The sequence below is a fragment of the Geothrix campi genome, assembly GCF_024609265.1.
Classification (GTDB): Bacteria; Acidobacteriota; Holophagae; order Holophagales; family Holophagaceae; genus Geothrix; species Geothrix campi.
In genome coordinates this window covers 548,719-565,365 of the sequence record NZ_JANHMP010000003.1, presented here as the reverse complement: position 1 = coordinate 565,365, position 16,647 = coordinate 548,719, and the positions used below count along the sequence as shown (strand labels likewise).

General features: G+C 65.6%; 18 protein-coding genes. 13 read left to right on the top strand and 5 right to left on the bottom strand.

Features of this window, described 5'->3' with window-relative positions:
• The first annotated feature begins 198 nt into the window (after window positions 1–198).
• Window positions 199–1,005: an energy transducer TonB gene (locus tag NOV65_RS14435; RefSeq protein ID WP_257307276.1), complete on the top strand. Its 807-nt coding sequence runs from the start codon at window positions 199–201 to the stop codon at window positions 1,003–1,005.
• Between the two features lie 177 nt (window positions 1,006–1,182).
• On the top strand, window positions 1,183–1,569 hold the full coding sequence (locus NOV65_RS14430; protein WP_257307275.1) for a VOC family protein: 387 nt from the start codon (window positions 1,183–1,185) through the stop codon (window positions 1,567–1,569).
• A 141-nt stretch (window positions 1,570–1,710) separates the two neighbouring features.
• On the opposite strand, the gene NOV65_RS14425 is transcribed toward NOV65_RS14430, so the two are convergent.
• Entirely contained in the window at window positions 1,711–1,866 is a 156-nt protein-coding gene (locus NOV65_RS14425; RefSeq protein ID WP_257307274.1) for a hypothetical protein, read from the bottom strand.
• Between NOV65_RS14425 and NOV65_RS15645 the strand changes: the two genes are divergently transcribed.
• From NOV65_RS15645 to NOV65_RS14415, 3 genes are all read left to right on the top strand, one after another.
• On the top strand, window positions 1,861–2,208 hold the full coding sequence (locus NOV65_RS15645; protein WP_425250864.1) for a hypothetical protein: 348 nt from the start codon (window positions 1,861–1,863) through the stop codon (window positions 2,206–2,208). The two genes, NOV65_RS14425 and NOV65_RS15645, sit on opposite strands and share 6 nt — an antisense overlap.
• Window positions 2,209–2,616: 408 nt before the next feature.
• Complete coding sequence (locus NOV65_RS14420; RefSeq protein WP_257307272.1) at window positions 2,617–3,180, top strand: ParB/RepB/Spo0J family partition protein; 564 nt, start codon at window positions 2,617–2,619, stop codon at window positions 3,178–3,180.
• Window positions 3,177–3,587 carry a DUF3995 domain-containing protein gene (locus NOV65_RS14415; RefSeq protein ID WP_257307270.1) on the top strand — a complete coding sequence of 137 codons (411 nt, stop codon included), beginning with the start codon at window positions 3,177–3,179 and terminating at the stop codon, window positions 3,585–3,587. The genes NOV65_RS14420 and NOV65_RS14415 overlap by 4 nt, the downstream gene beginning before the upstream one ends.
• A 208-nt stretch (window positions 3,588–3,795) precedes the next feature.
• On the opposite strand, the gene NOV65_RS14410 is transcribed toward NOV65_RS14415, so the two are convergent.
• The gene (locus NOV65_RS14410) at window positions 3,796–5,079 is read right to left on the bottom strand and encodes an RsmB/NOP family class I SAM-dependent RNA methyltransferase (RefSeq protein ID WP_257307268.1); all 1,284 of its coding nucleotides are present in this window, start codon (window positions 5,077–5,079) and stop codon (window positions 3,796–3,798) included.
• Between the two features lie 133 nt (window positions 5,080–5,212).
• On the bottom strand, window positions 5,213–6,397 hold the full coding sequence (locus NOV65_RS14405; protein ID WP_257307266.1) for a CsgG/HfaB family protein: 1,185 nt from the start codon (window positions 6,395–6,397) through the stop codon (window positions 5,213–5,215).
• A gap of 78 nt (window positions 6,398–6,475) precedes the next feature.
• Between NOV65_RS14405 and NOV65_RS14400 the strand changes: the two genes are divergently transcribed.
• From NOV65_RS14400 to NOV65_RS14365, 8 genes are all read left to right on the top strand, one after another.
• Window positions 6,476–6,922 (top strand): OsmC family protein, encoded by a 447-nt coding sequence (locus NOV65_RS14400; RefSeq protein WP_257307264.1) that lies wholly within the window; start codon window positions 6,476–6,478, stop codon window positions 6,920–6,922.
• Between the two features lie 19 nt (window positions 6,923–6,941).
• Window positions 6,942–7,517, top strand: coding sequence for a transcriptional regulator NrdR (gene nrdR, locus NOV65_RS14395; RefSeq protein ID WP_257307263.1), 576 nt, complete (start codon window positions 6,942–6,944; stop codon window positions 7,515–7,517).
• Between the two features lie 80 nt (window positions 7,518–7,597).
• Window positions 7,598–10,063 (top strand): endopeptidase La, encoded by a 2,466-nt coding sequence (gene lon / locus NOV65_RS14390; protein WP_257307262.1) that lies wholly within the window; start codon window positions 7,598–7,600, stop codon window positions 10,061–10,063.
• A 7-nt stretch (window positions 10,064–10,070) separates the two neighbouring features.
• A complete protein-coding gene (locus NOV65_RS14385) occupies window positions 10,071–10,922 on the top strand; it encodes a tetratricopeptide repeat protein (RefSeq protein ID WP_257307260.1) in 852 nt (283 codons plus the stop codon).
• 49 nt (window positions 10,923–10,971) lie between these two features.
• On the top strand, window positions 10,972–11,349 hold the full coding sequence (locus NOV65_RS14380; protein WP_257307258.1) for a hypothetical protein: 378 nt from the start codon (window positions 10,972–10,974) through the stop codon (window positions 11,347–11,349).
• Between the two features lie 73 nt (window positions 11,350–11,422).
• The gene (gene ftsY, locus NOV65_RS14375; RefSeq protein ID WP_257307256.1) at window positions 11,423–12,352 is read left to right on the top strand and encodes a signal recognition particle-docking protein FtsY; all 930 of its coding nucleotides are present in this window, start codon (window positions 11,423–11,425) and stop codon (window positions 12,350–12,352) included.
• A complete protein-coding gene (gene ribD / locus NOV65_RS14370; protein ID WP_306672143.1) occupies window positions 12,345–13,472 on the top strand; it encodes a bifunctional diaminohydroxyphosphoribosylaminopyrimidine deaminase/5-amino-6-(5-phosphoribosylamino)uracil reductase RibD in 1,128 nt (375 codons plus the stop codon). Before ftsY ends, ribD begins: the two co-directional genes overlap by 8 nt.
• Window positions 13,473–13,537: 65 nt before the next feature.
• Window positions 13,538–15,214: a hypothetical protein gene (locus NOV65_RS14365; RefSeq protein ID WP_257307252.1), complete on the top strand. Its 1,677-nt coding sequence runs from the start codon at window positions 13,538–13,540 to the stop codon at window positions 15,212–15,214.
• Window positions 15,215–15,223: 9 nt separating this feature from the next.
• Here the strand turns inward: NOV65_RS14365 and thiS are convergent, their stop codons facing one another.
• Window positions 15,224–15,424, bottom strand: a complete 201-nt coding sequence (thiS, locus tag NOV65_RS14360) for a sulfur carrier protein ThiS (protein WP_257307250.1) — start codon at window positions 15,422–15,424, stop codon at window positions 15,224–15,226.
• Window positions 15,421–16,614, bottom strand: coding sequence for a trans-sulfuration enzyme family protein (locus NOV65_RS14355; RefSeq protein WP_257307248.1), 1,194 nt, complete (start codon window positions 16,612–16,614; stop codon window positions 15,421–15,423). Before NOV65_RS14355 ends, thiS begins: the two co-directional genes overlap by 4 nt.
• Window positions 16,615–16,647: the final 33 nt, after the last annotated feature.

Genomic DNA, 16,647 nt, shown 5'->3' with positions numbered 1-16,647 from the left:
TTAGGTATCCAAGACTGAGTTCACGAAGCGCCTAACCTCCCGCTCAACTCTGACCCCGCCTGCATTGCCTTCCGTTCTCTCTCAGCATCTCGCTATCTCGGCTCCGCTCGTCGCCTCGGTGCAGGCGGGGCCGGTTACCTTCATTCGTTAGGCTTTACTTGGTAAACTGCATATCAAGGTATTCATCTGGGAGAAGATATGATTAACGCCAAATTTCATGCCTTCGGACTTTCTTTGTTGATTTCCCTCAACCATTCTTTATTAACAGCACAACAATCATCTACTCCAAATAAATTTCCTTTGACGGTTGAATTAAAAAATATTGACAACGACACTCCCATCAAAATTAAAAATACGTATGAATTTAAATCTGGTGTATTTAATTTCATCAATCAATTTTATCATCCAAATATAGAAAAAAATCAAGCAGACATAAAGATTCAGGCCTCAATTAAAATCTGGAATGATCCAGAACACAATGTTTATTGCAAAATCAAAGAAACAATAAATATCCCTCGCGACTCAGCTAAATCTTCGTTAGAAGTAATTTCAATAATTTTACCGTCGGAGAATTTATCATCCTATTTACAAAACTCTCTAAACAAAATGTGCAGAGATTTGTTGATGATGAATGGATTTATAGCAATAAATATACTTCCGGAGGTTAATTTATCTTCAAATAAAGCCAGTCCGCCCACGGGAAATAATTCGACTTTTGACATTACAAACATAGTCGAATTTTCTCAACTTAAGGTTATCCTTCGGCCTCCTCCGCCGAAATATCCTTTATACGCAAAGACCCAAAGAGTTCAAAGTAATATAATAGTCATGATTACGGTCAATCCCGAGGGTGTTCCGGTTCTTTCTAATATTATTCAAGGCCATCCCACCTTAAATGAAACAGCATTATCCTATAGCCTAAAATGGCGATTCGAGCCGGCGAGAATTAATGGTTTCCCCCAATGGAGTAAGTTTAAATTAAATATGCCATTTACTTTAAGGTGATTAAATCCTTGTTCCCTCCGTTCAACTCGGACCCCGCCAGCATTGCCTTCCGCTCTCTCTCAGCATTCGGTTTTCTCGTCTCCGCTCATCGTCCCGGTGCAGACAGGCCCGGTTCGCCTCATTTGTTGGGTCCCACAAGGAACACTCCTTTCATCACCAGCGCGCGTCGGAGGTCACATGAAACGAGTCACTGGCATCGGCGGCATCTTCTTCAAGGCCAAAGACGCTCCATCGCTACGGGCCTGGTACAAGCGGCACTTGGGAATTGATGTCCAGGCCTGGGGCGGGGCCGCCTTCGACTGGACCGACGCCGAGGGCAACCCGGTTGCAGGCACAACGGCCTGGTTAATCGACCCGCAAGAAAGTGATCACTTTGCTCCGAGCCCTGCTCCCTTCATGGTCAACTACAGAGTGGAAGACCTTCACGCCTTGATCAAGGCGTTGAAGGAAGAAGGCTGCAACGTGCTCGAGAGGATGGATGATTCCGAGTACGGGACGTTTGCCTGGGTCATCGATCCAGAAGGGAACAAGGTGGAACTTTGGCAACCACCCGCCGGCCAGTGACAAGGGCCATCAGCCTCAGTACCAATCTGCGGCCCGGCCCGCTGCTCAGCCCGGCCCAGCCTACTTTGCCTTCCGCTCATCCCCAGCGTCCCGCTTCCTCCGCTTCGCTTGGCTTTTCCTCGCAGGCGGGGCTGGTGAGCTTCATTTGTCCGGCGCCACATGGGAAAAACAACTGACCTGAGGCGAGAGATCAAGCGCGCGTTTATCCCCTTCGTTGAAGCCCGCGGCTTCAAGTTGGACCAGCGCTATGCACCACAGTTTCTCGAATTCCGCCGCATCGTCGGTGATGAGGTGCACGTGTTCGATATCCAGTGGGAGAAATATGGAAGCCGGAGGTTTGTCGTCAACTTTGGCAAGTGTTCTTCAAAGGGTGTCGCGTTTCACGGGCAACGAATACTTCCTGGAGGTGTAAGTGCCGCTCACTGTGCCCCAAACGGTCGGCTTCAACCCGGGAAGGGCGCCTCACTAGGGAACTGGTTTCGCCAGGATAAGCCGCTGCTCAAGCGCCTGTTCTCGAGAGCATCGCATTACCCCGCACAGGCTGTGGTAGGGCAGCTGATCTCATGGTTCCCCGAGGTTGAAGCTTATTGGGAAAGAAACGAAATTGGTCCGCATTTGCGGATGATTCATTTTAGATAAGCATTGATATGTTTTGATTTTAAACATGTGTCGCGTGGCCCCCAAGGCTTTGGTTGGTGTCGTGGCTCACGTCATATGCTTCCTGGGCGATCGCCCAACCTCTGGCCTGATCCGGACCTCGCCCAAGGACCCCTCTGCCCTTTCCCGTCTTCCCGCTTCCTCGGGTCTGGTCGGCTTCCCTCATCAGGGGCCAATGCCTGCACCACGCTCGACTTTGTGAGGGCGGCAGACCCGGCGGACCGGCGCCCGCGACAGTCCCACTTATACTTACCCTGATGTCCTGAATGTTGGGCCTCTGGGCCCTACGCTCGTGTATAAACTAGAGAAAATTCCAAAGGGCTTGTCATGATTCGCACTTTTTCCCAAGACTCCTGTGACATCAGGGATTACCGGGAACGCCTATCCGTCATGATGCAACTCCAGGCTCTTTTTATGCTGGTCTGGCCCCGCACCTACGCCAAATTCGAGCGGGAATGGCACAAAGCCTCCTCAATTACGGCCAAGGGCTACGCGACTCCGCGTTTCGTCCAGGTCTCTGCCGAGTGGGTTCCGATCGACCTGGTTCTGGAAAAGAACAGCGACGAAAATGAAGATTATCTGGAGATCCTCCGGGTCGATGCATCTCGGCTGGAACAAACCCGCTATGTTCAGGAGGTTCAAATCAAGAAGCACGGGCGGAGCCTTGCCTCCACCCTGGTCCGGGTAGAGGAATTCCGAAATCTTGCCAAGTCCGTCGCAAGAGACGGAATCCGTCGGCCCGTCCTGTTGGCCGATGTGGCCGCGTTTGAACTCCCCTACAGGATGTATCGGTTCGACGGGCATCATCGTGCCATCTGCGCAAAACACCTTGGTCTAGAGCGGGTCCCCGCCTTCGTCTTCACGGTGACGCCCCCGGAAAGTCCAACCCTTCAGAAGAGCGGAGTGACAGTCGCGGATTCGGAACCAACCACGGCCCTGACGGACACACGATGATTCCTTTCCTCCTGGCCGCTACCCTCCTTTCCCTCGCGGGCCTTCACTTCTATTGGGCCGCTGGCGGTGAGTGGGGCAAGCGCGTCACCCTTCCGGAAATCCAGGGCCGCCCCGCCTTCACCCCATCTCCGACCAGCACGGTCGCGGTGGCGCTCGCCCTCATCGGCGCCGCCTGCGTGGCGATCCTCCGCGGCTACTGCCTCCTCGGTTCCTTCCTGGGTTCCTTGGCCCACTGGGTCGCTGTCGCCATCGGCGTTGTCTTCCTCCTCAGGGCCATCGGCGAGTTTCGGCTGGTCGGTTTCTTCAAGCGCATTCGGGGCACCGCCTTCGCCAAATGGGATACGCGACTCTTCTCGCCCCTCAGCCTCTTCATCGCCCTCTGCTTTTTCTTCATCGCAGCCTCCTAGGCGAGCTAGCCAAGATGGGCCAGGGCTGCTCCTTGGTCCGGCTTGGTCCTCCCTTCAAACGGGAACCCCCCAGGCTCGGGATCCCTGCCGAAGGCGGGGCGCGGTCGAGGCCTTCGGCGAGGAACCGCTGGATTCTAAGGGCCTCGACATGCCGGTGGCTCCGGTCGTGGGCACCTGGGACCTTCCGCCGCGACCCGCTCGCCCGGGGCTAGGGCCGCGCCACGGCAAAGGCCTGGAAGCCCTCGCCCTCCCAGCGCAGGGGGTGGGGCCGGAAGAAGGCGGTGTGGTCGCCCTCGCCATCGGTGGGTCCCCCGAAGCTGGCGGGCCACACCTCAGCCGGGTTCAGGTCAGGCCGGGCGGCCGCCAACCAATCGCGCTGGGCCTCACCTTCCTCGGGTAGCCAGGAGCAGACGGCGTAGATGAGCAGGCCGCCTGGGGCCAGCCGACTGGCGGCGGCACTGAGGAGACGCCGCTGGATCCCCGTGAGTCGGGGCAGGTCATCGTGAACCAGCCAGGGCCATTCGGGATGCTTCTGGAGCGTGCCGCTGCCAGAACAGGGGGCGTCCAGCAGGATGAGGTCGAAGGTCGCCTCGTTGGTTTCCAGCCATTCGGCGGCGTCGGCCTGGATCACCTGGGCGGTGAGGCCCCGTTGCTGGAGGGTCTGCCGCAGCCGGGCGACCCGTCGCGGATGCACCTCCAGGGCCGTGAGCGTGGCCCCGGGGTGACGCAGGGCGAGGGTGGTGGTCTTGCCGCCGGGGGCGGCGCAGGCGTCGAGGATGCGGGTGACCGGGCGCTCCCAGGCATAGGCCAGAAGGGCCTGGGAGCTGCGGTCCTGGACCATCCCCGCCCCGGATTCCAGCCAGGGGCGGGGGAAGGGGGCGCCCTCCGCCAGGCGCAGACAACCGGGCAGGTCCGCGTCGGGTTCCAGGCCTTCGGGCACCTCGCCCTCCAGGAGCCGGAAGGAGAGCCGGGGGGGTTGCTGAAGGCGGGCCCAGAGGGTCTCCTGGTCACTTTCAGCGCAATGGGGGGCCAGGGCGGCTCGCAGGGCCCGCTCGGCAGCCGCGGGCCGGTCGAGGCTGGCGGGCAGGGCATCCAGCTCGGCGGCCAGGGCGGCGCGATCCTTGGCGGCGCGCCGCAGGATGGCGTTCACCAAGCCCTTGTGGGGAACGAAGCCCAGGTCGCGGGTCGCGGCCAGTTCCACGGCTTCGTTCACGGCGGCATGGTCACTGACGCCGGGCAGCCAGGCCAACTGGACCAGCCCCACGGCCAGCGCCACCTGCGTGCCCAGGGGTACGCCCCGATCGGGGTCCTTCAGCTTGGGCTTCACCCAGGCCTGGAGGCGGCCCCACCGGCGAAGGCAGAGGCCCAGCAGGGCCTGGGCCAGATGGGCGTCCTCGCCCAGCTCCCGGTCCCAGATATCCGGCACCCGGCCCTTCTCCCCGAACACTTCGTGCAGGGCGTGGGCGACGTGGAGGCGGGCGGGAGTCGGCATGGAGTCCCATCATCGCTGGAAAGGCCGGAACCGCCAAAGACGCGAAAGGACACGAAACCAGGGAAATGAGTCGCCGCCCCCGTTCACGCCCGATTTCTTGTCGCGGGCCTGAGGGCTTTCGCTTGTTTCGCGGTTACAGCTCCTTCAGGATCTCGGCCTTCTTGGCGTCGTACTCCTTCTTGTCCAGCAGGCCCTTCCTGTAGAGGTCCTGGAGCTTCTGGAGACGCGCCTCGGGACCGGCTTTGGCGGGTTCGGAGGCTGCGGGCGCCGGGCGGGAGGAGGGGCTGGGGGCGGGGCCGGCGACCGGCTCACTGCGGCTTTCAGACCGGCTTTCGGCCCGTCGCAGCGCCTCCTGGAGGGTGATGGCCTCTTGGCATTCCTTCAGCGCGGTCTGGAAGATGCTCGCGTCGGGCTGCATGTCCAGGGCGGCGCGAAGGTAGGGCAGGGCCTCCTCGTAGCGCCCCTGGGCGAACTGGATGATGCCGACGTTGTACTGGGTGCGTGGGTAGTACTTGGGCTTCTGGCCCTTGTCCTGCCTCGAGCGCTCCAGGCCGTCCAGGGCCAGCTCCAGGGCGCCCTGGGTTTCACGGGCCTTGAGCCGGTCGTGGGCCTTGTCCATGCCGAAGACGTCGTCGTCGAAGAAGGTGAGCTTGCGGACTTCGCTCCAGGCCAGGAGCAGGTGCAGCACCTTCACCTTGGCGGTCTCAAACGCCAGGCGCCGCACGTCGGAATCCCGCGGGTAGGCTGGGAAGCCGTCGTACGAGCTGTTGCTGAGGCTGGGGGTGTCCTCCAGACGCTGCGCGCCGAACACGCGGCCCGTGCTGAGGTCCACCACCTGCACCGTCGCGCTGAAATCCAGGCTCGTGACGCTGGTGCGCTTGTGGCGCACGAGTTCCTGCTTGGTCTTGTAGTCGGTGCTGCGCTCTTCCTTGCTGGACTGGTTCCGGCTCACGTCCGAGCGGTTCACGTTCACGATCACCAGCACGCTGGGGCCTAGCAGCTTGCCCAGGCGCGCGATGGTGGCGGGTTCCACATAGCCGCTGGCCCCCAGTTCCTGTTCCTTCAGTACGGCGTCCAGGTGGGCCCGGTCCACCACCTCCACCTGCCGGCTCTGCACCAGGTCGGCCGTGAGGGCGTCCACCAGCTCCCGGGAGTTGAGGTCGCGGGAGGGCGCAAAGGCCAGACGCTCCACCTTGAGGCCCAGACCCGGCGGATGGACGACCACCACTTCGACCTTGGGGTTGGCCAGCTCACTCCAGAACTGGGCCTGGACGGGCAGCGACAGCAGGGCCAAGGTCGCGGGGATCAGTAGCCGCATGGAAACTCCGGAACGTGGATCCAGGTTAGCAGGAGGGGTGTGTGGCATCCTGGGCGCAGGCTTCCCGAGGAGAACCCCATGGCCCACCGCTATCCCCTCACCCTCTCCTGGACCGGCAGCACCCACGACGCCAGCTACACCCGCAACGCCACCGTCACCACCACCGGCAAGCACTCCCTGGCCGTGAGCAGCGCGCCGGAGTACGCGGGCGATCCCGCCCGCTGGAACCCCGAGGACCTCCTGGGTTCGGCCCTGGCCACTTGCCACATGCTCACGTTCTTGGCCCTTTGCGCGAAGGCCAAGGTGGAGGTGCTGGGCTACGAAGACCATGCCGAAGCGGTGCTCGACACCGTGGACAAGGTCACGCGCATCACCCAGGTGCACCTGCGCCCGGCCATCCGCGTGCCCCGCGGCACAGGCATGGCCAAGGTGATCGAGCTCTTCGAGAAGGCCCACAAGTACTGCTTCGTGGCCAATTCCGTCACCTGCGAAGTCGTGATGGAACCGCGGGTGGTCGAGGTCTAGGACCGGTCCGGGAGCCACTGTGCGCTGTCCCTTCTGCGGGCACATCGAGGACAAGGTGGTGGACTCGCGCGAGTCCCGGGAGGGCGACTCCATCCGCCGGCGCCGGGAGTGCCTGTCCTGCGCCCGGCGCTTCACCAGCTACGAGCGGGTGGAGGAGGTGCCGCTCGTGATCCTCAAGAAAGACGGGCGGCGGGAGCCCTTCGACCGGCAGAAGCTCATGAAGGGGCTCCTGCTGGCCTGCCAGAAGCGGCCCGTCTCCCTGGCCCGCATCGAGGAGCTGGTGGCGGATGTGCAGGCCCGGCTCATGGAGCGGCCGGACCGCGAGATCCGCAGCCGCGAGTTGGGGGAGCTGGTCATGGACGAACTGAAGGCCCTGGACCAGGTGGCCTATGTGCGCTTCGCCAGCGTCTACCGCGACTTCAAGGACCTGCCCGACTTCGTGAAGGCCCTGGAGGGCCTCATGCACAAGGAGGCCCATAAAGAAGCGGTGGAGCGGGGCGGGGCGGTGGCGGCGCCGGAACCCGCCAAACCCATCTCCCCGGCCCTGTTTCCCGGCGAGGCCGAGGTCCCGGTGCTGAGGACCCGCAAGAAGTAAGAGCATCTAACGACATCGCACGACGCCGCGCGTGAGGTCTTGTTGGGCACTCTGGGGGTATCCTGGAGAACGAGGTTTCCGTGGCCGACGACGTTCTTTTGCCCACCCCCACCGAGGAACAGCCCAAGCTGCCTGAAGAATTGCCGGTCCTGCCCCTGCGGGACGTGGTGGTCTATCCCTACGTGATCCTCCCGCTCAGCGTCAGCCGGGAGAAGTCCATCCGCGCCGTGGATACGGCCCTGGTGGAGAACCGCATGATCCTGCTGCTGTCCCAGAAGCAGACGGAGATGGACAACCCGCGCCCCGAGGACCTGTACCAGGTGGGCACGGCGGCCCTCATCATGCGCGTGCTGAAGCTGCCGGATGGCCGCATCCGGGCTCTGGTGCAGGGCCTGCAGCGGGTCCGCGTGGAGTACTTCACCGAGACCGAGAACCTCTTCAAGGCGCGGGTGGAGCCGCTGGGCGAGCCCGACATGAAATCGCCGGATCTGGAGCAGGACGCCCTGCTGCGCAGCGTGAAGCAGACACTGGAGAAGGCCGTGGCCCTGGGCAAGACCCTGCCCCAGGAGGTGCTGGTCATCGCCGGCAATTTGGACAACCCGGGCCGGCTGGCGGACCTGGTGGCTTCCAACCTGGACCTCAAGCTCCAGCAGACCCAGGAGGTGCTGGAGATCGCCCATCCCGGCCTGCGGCTGAAGCGCGTGAACGAGCTGCTCCAGCGGGAGATCCAGCTGCTGGAAGTGCAGCAGAAGATCACCATGGAGGCCCGCGGCGAGATGGACAAGAGCCAGCGGGAGTACTACCTGCGCCAGCAGCTCAAGGCCATCCAGCAGGAGCTGGGCGAGGGCTCGGAGCTGGCCGAGGAGATCCAGGCCTTCCGCGACAAGCTGGCCAAGCTGACCGTGCCCGAGGATCCCCTCGTGGAGATCGAGCGCAACCTCAAGAAGCTGGAGCGCATGCATCCGGATTCCAGCGAGACCGCGGTGACGCGGACCTACCTGGAGTGGATGACGGAGCTGCCCTGGGGCACCTTCACCGAGGACAACCTGGACCTCAAGCAGGCGCAGACCGTGCTGGACGAAGACCACTTCGGCCTGGCGAAGATCAAGGACCGCATCCTGGAGTTCCTGGCCGTCCGCAAGCTGAAGCCCGACCTCCGTGGCACCATCCTCTGCTTCGTGGGCCCCCCGGGCGTGGGCAAGACCTCACTCGGCAAATCCATCGCCCGGGCCCTGGGCCGCAAGTATTCACGCATCTCGCTCGGCGGCGTCCACGATGAAAGCGAGATCCGGGGCCACCGGCGCACCTACGTCGGCGCCATGCCGGGCCGCCTCGTGCAGGCCCTCCACCAGGTGAAGAGCATGAACCCCGTGATCATGCTCGACGAGGTGGACAAGATCGGCCGCGACCAGCGGGGCGATCCCAGCGCGGCCCTGCTGGAGGTGCTGGATCCCGAGCAGAACCACACCTTCCGCGACCACTACCTGAACGTGCCCCTGGACCTCAGCCAGGTGCTCTTCCTGGCCAACGCCAACGAGCTGGAGCCCATCCACCCGGCCTTCAAGGACCGCATGGAGATCATCTACCTCAACAGCTACACGCTGGAGGAGAAGCTGGGCATCGCCGAGCAGCACCTGCTCCCCAAGCAGCTGGAGAAGCACGGCGTCACGCGGCAGCAGCTGTCCATTCCGAAGAAGGCGCTGAGGGCGATCATCACCGGCTACACCCGCGAGGCGGGCCTGCGCCAGCTCGAGCGCGAGATCGGCGCCGTCTGCCGCAAGGTGGCCCGCCGGGTCGCCGATGGCGCGCTGAAGAAGAAGCTCGTGCTCACGGACGAGGCCATCCACGAGCTGCTGGGGCCCGTGAAGCTCCTGCAGGACGAGCGCCTGAAGGCTCCCCGCGTGGGGGTCGTGACGGGCCTGGCCTGGACCTCCGTAGGCGGCGACGTGCTCTTCGTGGAGGCCCTGAAGATGCCGGGCAAGGGCCTGCTTACCCTCACGGGCCAGCTGGGCGACGTCATGAAGGAAAGCGCCCAGGCGGCCCTGAGCTACATCCGGAGCCGGGGCGAGGCCTTCCAGATCGATCCCGAGGTCTTCCAGAAGCAGGATCTCCACATCCACTTCCCCGAGGGCGCCATCCCCAAGGACGGCCCCAGCGCGGGCCTGGCCATCGCCACCGTGCTGCTGTCCGTGCTCAAGGACATCCCGGTGAAGAACACCCTGGCCATGACCGGGGAAATCGATCTCCGCGGCGAGGCCCTGGCCATCGGCGGCCTCAAGGAGAAGGCCCTGGCGGCCCTCCGGCTGGGCATCAAGGACATCCTCATCCCCCACGCCAACCAGAAGGATCTGGAGGAGATCGATCCCGAGCTGCGCAAGCAGCTGCACTTCCACCCCGTGAAGCACGTGGAGGAAGTCTTCGAGTTGGCCCTGGTGGGTTGGAAAAGACCCGAGACCGTGATATCAAAATCCAAGTCCGGGCTGAAGGTTAAGGCCAGTTCCAAGTCCAAAGCCAAGCCCAAATCCAGGTCCAGATCCAGGCATTGAGGTCCCCATGTTCTTGTTGTTCGCCGCGGTCCCCCCGCCCAAGCCTCCGGCTGTCCAGACCCAGGTGCTCGAGATGGGCTCCCAGGGGCTGCCCTCCGCCATGGAGACCCTGATCCAGGCGGACAACTGGCCGGGCCTGGCGGACTGGTTCGAAAAGGCCTCCCCCAAGGTCCGGCGGCAGTACTACGAGTACTGGCTCCAGTCCCTGAACCGGAGCCAGCGCTGGGCTCGCCTGGCCGAGGCCTGCAAGACTCTCACGCCCCAGCTCGAGGGCCAGGGGAAACCCCGCCTGGGCACCTACCGGCTCTACCGGGCCCAGGCCCTCAGCCAGCTCGGCAGACACCGGGAGGCCATGGCGGCCCATGCGGAGAATGGCCGGCTGGGACAGCCCGAAGGCTACGCCAACGCCTGCGTCGAGGCCCGGCTGGCCGGGGACTGGAAGGCCCTCCTCGCCCATGCGGGGACGCTGCTCGCCCGCAAGCCCCAAGATGCCGACGCCCTCGGCTGGAAGGGCGAAGCCCTCGCCCACCTGGGGCGCTTCGATGAGGCCACCACGGTGCTCCGGCAGGCGGTCCAGGCCAATCCCAAGGCCGCCTATGCCTGGAACAACCTGGGGCGCGCGGCCCTGCAGCACAAAGCCTGGGCCGACGCCCAGGCGGCCTTCGACCAGGCCCTGAAGTTGGAGCCGGGCCAGATGGAGGCCTTGTTCAATCGCGGGATCGCGCGGTTCAACCTGAAGCAGTACGCCGCCAGCCGGGACGACTTCAAGGCCGCCCTGGCCCTGCGCCCCGGCGACCCCGTCCTCCAGGAGAACCTGCGCCAGGTGGAAAAGATGGCCGCCGCCTACCCGCAGCCCTGAGGTCCTTGTCCGCTCTGATTCGGGAGCCCATGCTTCCGCAGGGTGGTCCATGCTCACCGAAGCCTTCGCCCTCGTCCTCCAGCTTCCACCCCTGGCCTTCAATCCAGACGCTCCCCCCGCCTTCCGGCCGCCGCGGGAACTGACCTGTCCGGTCGCGCAGCTGGGCCGGCCCTGGTTGCCGCCTTCGCCGAGACCCCTGTGGACGGCCCGGCTTTCCGTGGATCCCCGCGACCTGCGCCTCCGGGAACCCGCGCACCTCGTGAACCCCCTGGCGGACCTCCTGCTGCTCTTCGCCCTGGCGGGCTGGGCCTCGAGCACGGGCGGAACGGTGGATTTCCGCACCTGGCCCGAGCGGAATCCGGGCCTGGCCGTCCCTCCGGTCCCGCCCTTCTCGCCCGCGACCTCCTGGGCAAATCCTCGACTCTAGGCCGGTTGTTCCACGTGGAACGCTGTTCTGGGGGCCGGGAAACCCGCCCCCTTCGGTAGACTGGAGCCGCGAGGTGGACGTGGGTCTTCTGGGTGGCCTGTTCGACAAATTCAAGCAGGGGCTGAAGCGCACCCAGGATCTGGTGTTGGCGCCCATGGGCCGCCTGCTCGGCCTGCGGCGCCTGGACGAGGACCAGCTCCAGGAACTGGAGGATCTGCTGCTCCAGGCCGACCTGGGCGTGAAGGCCGTGGACCAGCTCATGGTCCGTCTCCGCGCCGAACTAAGGGGCGGGTCGGACATTGATCCCAAAGCCATCCTCAAGGACGAGCTTCTGAAGCTCCTACGCCAGCATCCGGCCCGGCCCTTCGCGACCCCTCCCACGGGCGACCCCACCCAGGTGGTGCTCCTGGTGGGCGTCAACGGGGTGGGGAAGACTACCACTTTGGGCAAGCTGGCGGCCTACCTCAAGGCCCGGGGCGAGGGCGTGCTGGTGGTGGCGGGGGACACCTTCCGCGCCGCCGCCATCGATCAGCTCGAGCGCTGGGGGGAGCGGGCCGGGGTACCGGTCATCCGCAACCACATGGGCGGCGATCCGGCGGCCATCGCCTTCGACGGGGCCACCAGCGCCAAGGCCAAGGGCACGCCCTGGGTGCTCATCGACACGGCGGGGCGGCTCCACACCAAGGACCACCTCATGAAGGAGCTGGACAAGATCCGCCGCAGCCTCCAGAAGGTGATCCCGGACGCACCCCACCGGGTGCTGCTGGTGCTGGACGCCACCACGGGCCAGAACGGCCTGCAGCAGGCGGAGGTCTTCGCCCGGACCGCCGGTGTCACGGATCTGGTGCTCACCAAGCTGGACGGCAGCGCCAAGGGGGGCGTGGTGGTGCCCATCCTGGACCGGCTGCGCCTCCCCATCACCTTCGTGGGCGTGGGCGAAGGCGTGGACGACCTCATCCCCTTCGACGCCGAGGCCTTCGTGGACGGGCTGCTGGATGCGTGAACTGGACTTGACCCCCGAGGTCGCCTGGGCCCTGGCCACCGGCGGCCCCTGGCCGGATCCGGAGGTCCTGGCGGGGGATGCCCGGTTCATGGCCCTGGCCCTGCGGGAGGCCCTCAAGGGCGTGGGCCTGTCAAGCCCCAACCCTCCGGTGGGCTGCGTCCTGGTGAAGGAAGACCGGGTGATCGGGGCCGGAGTCCACACCCGGGCCGGGGATCCCCACGGCGAGATCATGGCTCTGCGCGACGCCGAGTCCCGGGATGAGGATGTCCGCGGCGCCACAGCCTACGTGACCCTGGAGCCCTGCTGCCACCAGGGCCGCACGGGGCCCTGCACCCTGGCCCTCCTCCAGGCGGGCGTCTCCCGGGTGGTGGTGGGCGTGCGCGACCCCAACCCCCGGGTGGACGGGGGCGGCCTGGCCATCCTGCGCGCCCAGGGCGTGGCGGTGGACGAGGGCGTGCTGGGCGAGGCCTGCGCCCGGTTCCACGCCCCCTTCTTCAAGCTCATCCACCTGGGCCTGCCCTGGGTGAGCCTCAAGCTGGCTGTGGGGTCGGATGGGGCGCTGGGCCCGGCGGGCCGGACCACCTCCATCACGCCGCCGGAAGTCCAGCGCCTGGGCCACGCCCTGCGCAGGGCCTCGGAAGCCATCGTGGTGGGGCGCCACACCGCAGAGGTGGACGATCCCCAGCTCACGGACCGCTGGGCCGCGCCCACGGCCCCTCATCGGACCTTCCACCGGGTGGTCATGGACAATGCGGGGCTGGTGCCGGCCCAGGCCCGGGTCTGGCAGCCCGTGGCGGGGCAGCCCGCCCTCCGGGCCGTCACGGGGGATCCCGAGCCGCTGCGCGGGGTGGAGGATCTCCGGCTGCCCCCGGAACCCCAGGGATGCAGTTTGCGTCACCTGTTGCACGAACTCGCCGCCCGCGGCGTGAGCCGGGTGCTTGTGGAGGGAGGCGGGACCCTGGTCCGGGCCTTCCTGGAGCAGGGGCTCGGCAACGAATTCCACCGCTTCGTCAGCGTTGCCCCGGCCGGGGGAACCCCGCTGGACCTGCCTCTCCCCCCCACCTGGCAGATCCAGGCTCTGGCCCGCTGGCCAGGCGGGCGCTGGGAGGTCTGGCGCTAGGGTGGCACCCGTCCCCTCCTGGCACGACCCTTGATCCATACGGGGTTCCCTCCCCTGGAGTTCCCATGCGCCTTCCAACTTGGCGATTCCTCATCGGCTTCACTGGCCTCCTGCTCATGGCGGCCTGCGGCGGGGGCGGGTCCAACTCTTCCTCTTCTCAAAACGCCCAGATCACCCTCCAGGCCCAGTTCGAGAAACGCGCGCTCAGCATCTCGGGATTGGGTGCCACCAGCCTGCGCCCCGCCCGCTACTGCTGGGCCGAGGTGCGGGACGTGGCCTCGGGCGCCCTGCTGGCCTCGGGCTACCTGGGTAGCGATGGCACGGGCGTGACCAGCGTGCCCCGGGGCTCGTCGGTCTATGTGCAGGTCTTCGCCCAGTACCAGGTGCCCAGCGCGGATCCCAACAGCTTCTTCATGCAGGGCAGCGTGAAGAACGCACCCATGCCATCCACCTACGTCAGCGGCGCGGCCTTCGATGCGATTCCCGCCTGGAGCGTCACCAGCAGCGCCTTCCTGGCGGATCAGGACGGCACCCTGTCCGTCAAGGCCCTGGCCAGCAACCGCATCGCGGGGGCCTTCAACATCGCCGACCAGGCCGTGGCCTTCGCGGCTACCGTGCGCGACATGGACGGTTCTGGAACCCTGCGCTTGCCGAGCCTCCACACCTTCTGGACCACCAGCACCAACCCGGTGGACCAGCAGCGGACCTACCCGGTCGTGACCCGGAGTTCCTCGAGTTCCATCCTCACCGGCAGTGGCCGGGCCCTCTTCAGCCAGCAGGTGTACGGCCTGGACACGGGCGCCGCCAATACGGAAACGGACGAATGGGACGATGGCGTGCTCCAGGAGACCTTCGCCCGCCTGCTCTTCGCGGACTACAGCTACCAGGCGGACGGGAGCAGCAGCCTCTCCCTCCTCCGCCGGGATAACGACAACGCCTGGGTGGATCGCGGCGTGCAGAGCGAATCCACCCTCGCCTTCGTGGCCGGGTTCTCGGACTTCCTCTCTGCCGCCGTCCGCAACAACAGCCAGATCCTCGACAGCTATGTGGACACCGGCGGCGTGCCCCGGGTGGATGTCTTCGACCTCACCGACCACACCTACGTGCCCACCGCCACCAAGGGCGAATTCGCCCGCGGTTCCGTCGCCGTGAGCCTTTGGGGCATCTGGAAGAACGTGCTGGGCGGTGGTTCCACCGGTCTGAATACCCTTTGGGCGGCCGTGCGTTCGACCGCAGCCTACCCCAATGGCACAGGCGAGTATGAGCAGGCCACCCTGGGCTGCTACCCCACTTACCTGCAGGGCGTGGCCAGCCGGGTCTCGGCCCTCACGTGGCAGTCCGCCCTCAATGAGCTGGCGCTTGAATTCGTACCGAGCCCCGACGCCACCTACTTCGCCGGTACGGCCCTCTGGCAGACCTCCACCCTACCCCTGAACGCCAGCGGCACCCTCCAGACCTACGTCTCCAGCGCCAACATCTACTACGACCGTGACCAGAGCCAGGCCTGGCGCTTCGTCCACATCGGCGGCGCACGCACCATCACCATGACGCCCACCGGCGGCCAGGACTTCTACCTGGAGCTCCTCGGCCCGGGCGGCTGGGTGGCGGGCAGCTATGGCACCCCCGGCAGCACCCGGACCTTGAGTCTTGGCAACCTGCCCGCAGGCACCTACGCGGCCCGCGTTCGCGCGGGTGCCACCACAGCCACGGGAAGCTACGGGTACACGATCACCATCAACTGAACCGTCGGGTCAGCCTCCGCCCACCAGCCGCACCACCTCCAGCCGGTCACCCTCCTTCAGGGGGGTGGCGGCATGGTCGGCGCGCCGGATGACTTCGCCATTCAGCTCCACGGCGCTGCCGTGGACGGGCAGGTCCAGCCAGGCGGCCAGGTCGGCCAGGGTCACCAGATCCGGTGTCTCCCGGACCTCGCCGTTGAGGTGCAGTTTCACCGGCCCCCCGCGGCGGCCTGGAAGCCCTGCTCCAGGTCCGCGACCAGGTCGGCCTGGTCCTCGATGCCCACGGAGAACCGCAGCAGACCGTCCGTGATGCCCAGCCGGGCTTTCACCTCGGGTGGGGTCTTCAGGTGGCTCATGCTGGCCGGGTGCTGGATGAGGCTTTCCACACCGCCCAGACTCACGCCCCGGGTGATGATCTCCAGGGCCTCGCAAAAGCGGCGGCCCGCCTCCAGCCCCGCCCGCAGCTCGAAGCCGATCATGGCGCCGAAGCCGGTGTCCATCTGCCGGGCCGCGATCTCGTGGCCCGGGTGGGTGGGGAGGCCGGGGTAGTCCACCCGCGCCACGTGCGGCTGCCAGAGCAGCCACTGGGCCAGGGCCTGGGCGTTGTCCGAGGCGCGGCGGACCCTCAGGGCCAGGGTCTTGAGGCCCCGGTGCAGCAACCAGGCCGCCATGGGATCCAGCGTGGGGCCCATGACCTTGGTCAGGTGCCAGCAGGCCACCACGTCGGCATCGGAGCCGGCGATGACGCCCGCCACCACGTCCGAGTGGCCCGCGAGGTACTTGGTGGCCGAAGCCACGCTGAGGTCGATGCCAAAGCGCAGGGGCTTCGTATGGATGGGGCTGGGGAAGGTGTTGTCGGCCACGGTGCGGATGCCGTGCTTCCGGCCGAGAGCCGCCACGCCAGCCAGGTCGGTCAGGGCCAGGGTGGGGTTGGAGGGGGTCTCCACCCAGAGCATGCGGGTGGTCGGCCGGATGGCCGCCTCCCATTCGCCCAGATCCAGGGTGTCCTGCACCCAGGTGACCTGCAGGCCCCGTTCCGCCTCCCAGCGACGGATGAGTTGCTCCGTGCCGAGGTAGATGGCGGCGGGGGCCACCACGTGGTCGCCGTTCTTCAGGAAGGCTTCGAACACGAGGGCGAAGGCCGCCATGCCCGAGGCGGTCACCAGGGCCCGCTCGGCACCCTCCAGTTGGGCCAGCACGGCCTCGACTTCGCTGCTGTTGGGATTGCCCCAGCGGGTGTAGAAGGCCGGGGGTTCGATGCTCGCGGCGAACTCGGCGCCCTCCCGGTTCTCCATGAGCTGGAACACGGACGTCTGGAAGATGGGCGTGGTCACGGCCCGGGTGGGGTTGAAGCGTCGTCCGGCATGGATGGCGGTGGTGGTGGGTCCCCAGGATGTGGGCATGTGGGCCTCAACGGGAACGGCGGAACGCCGTGG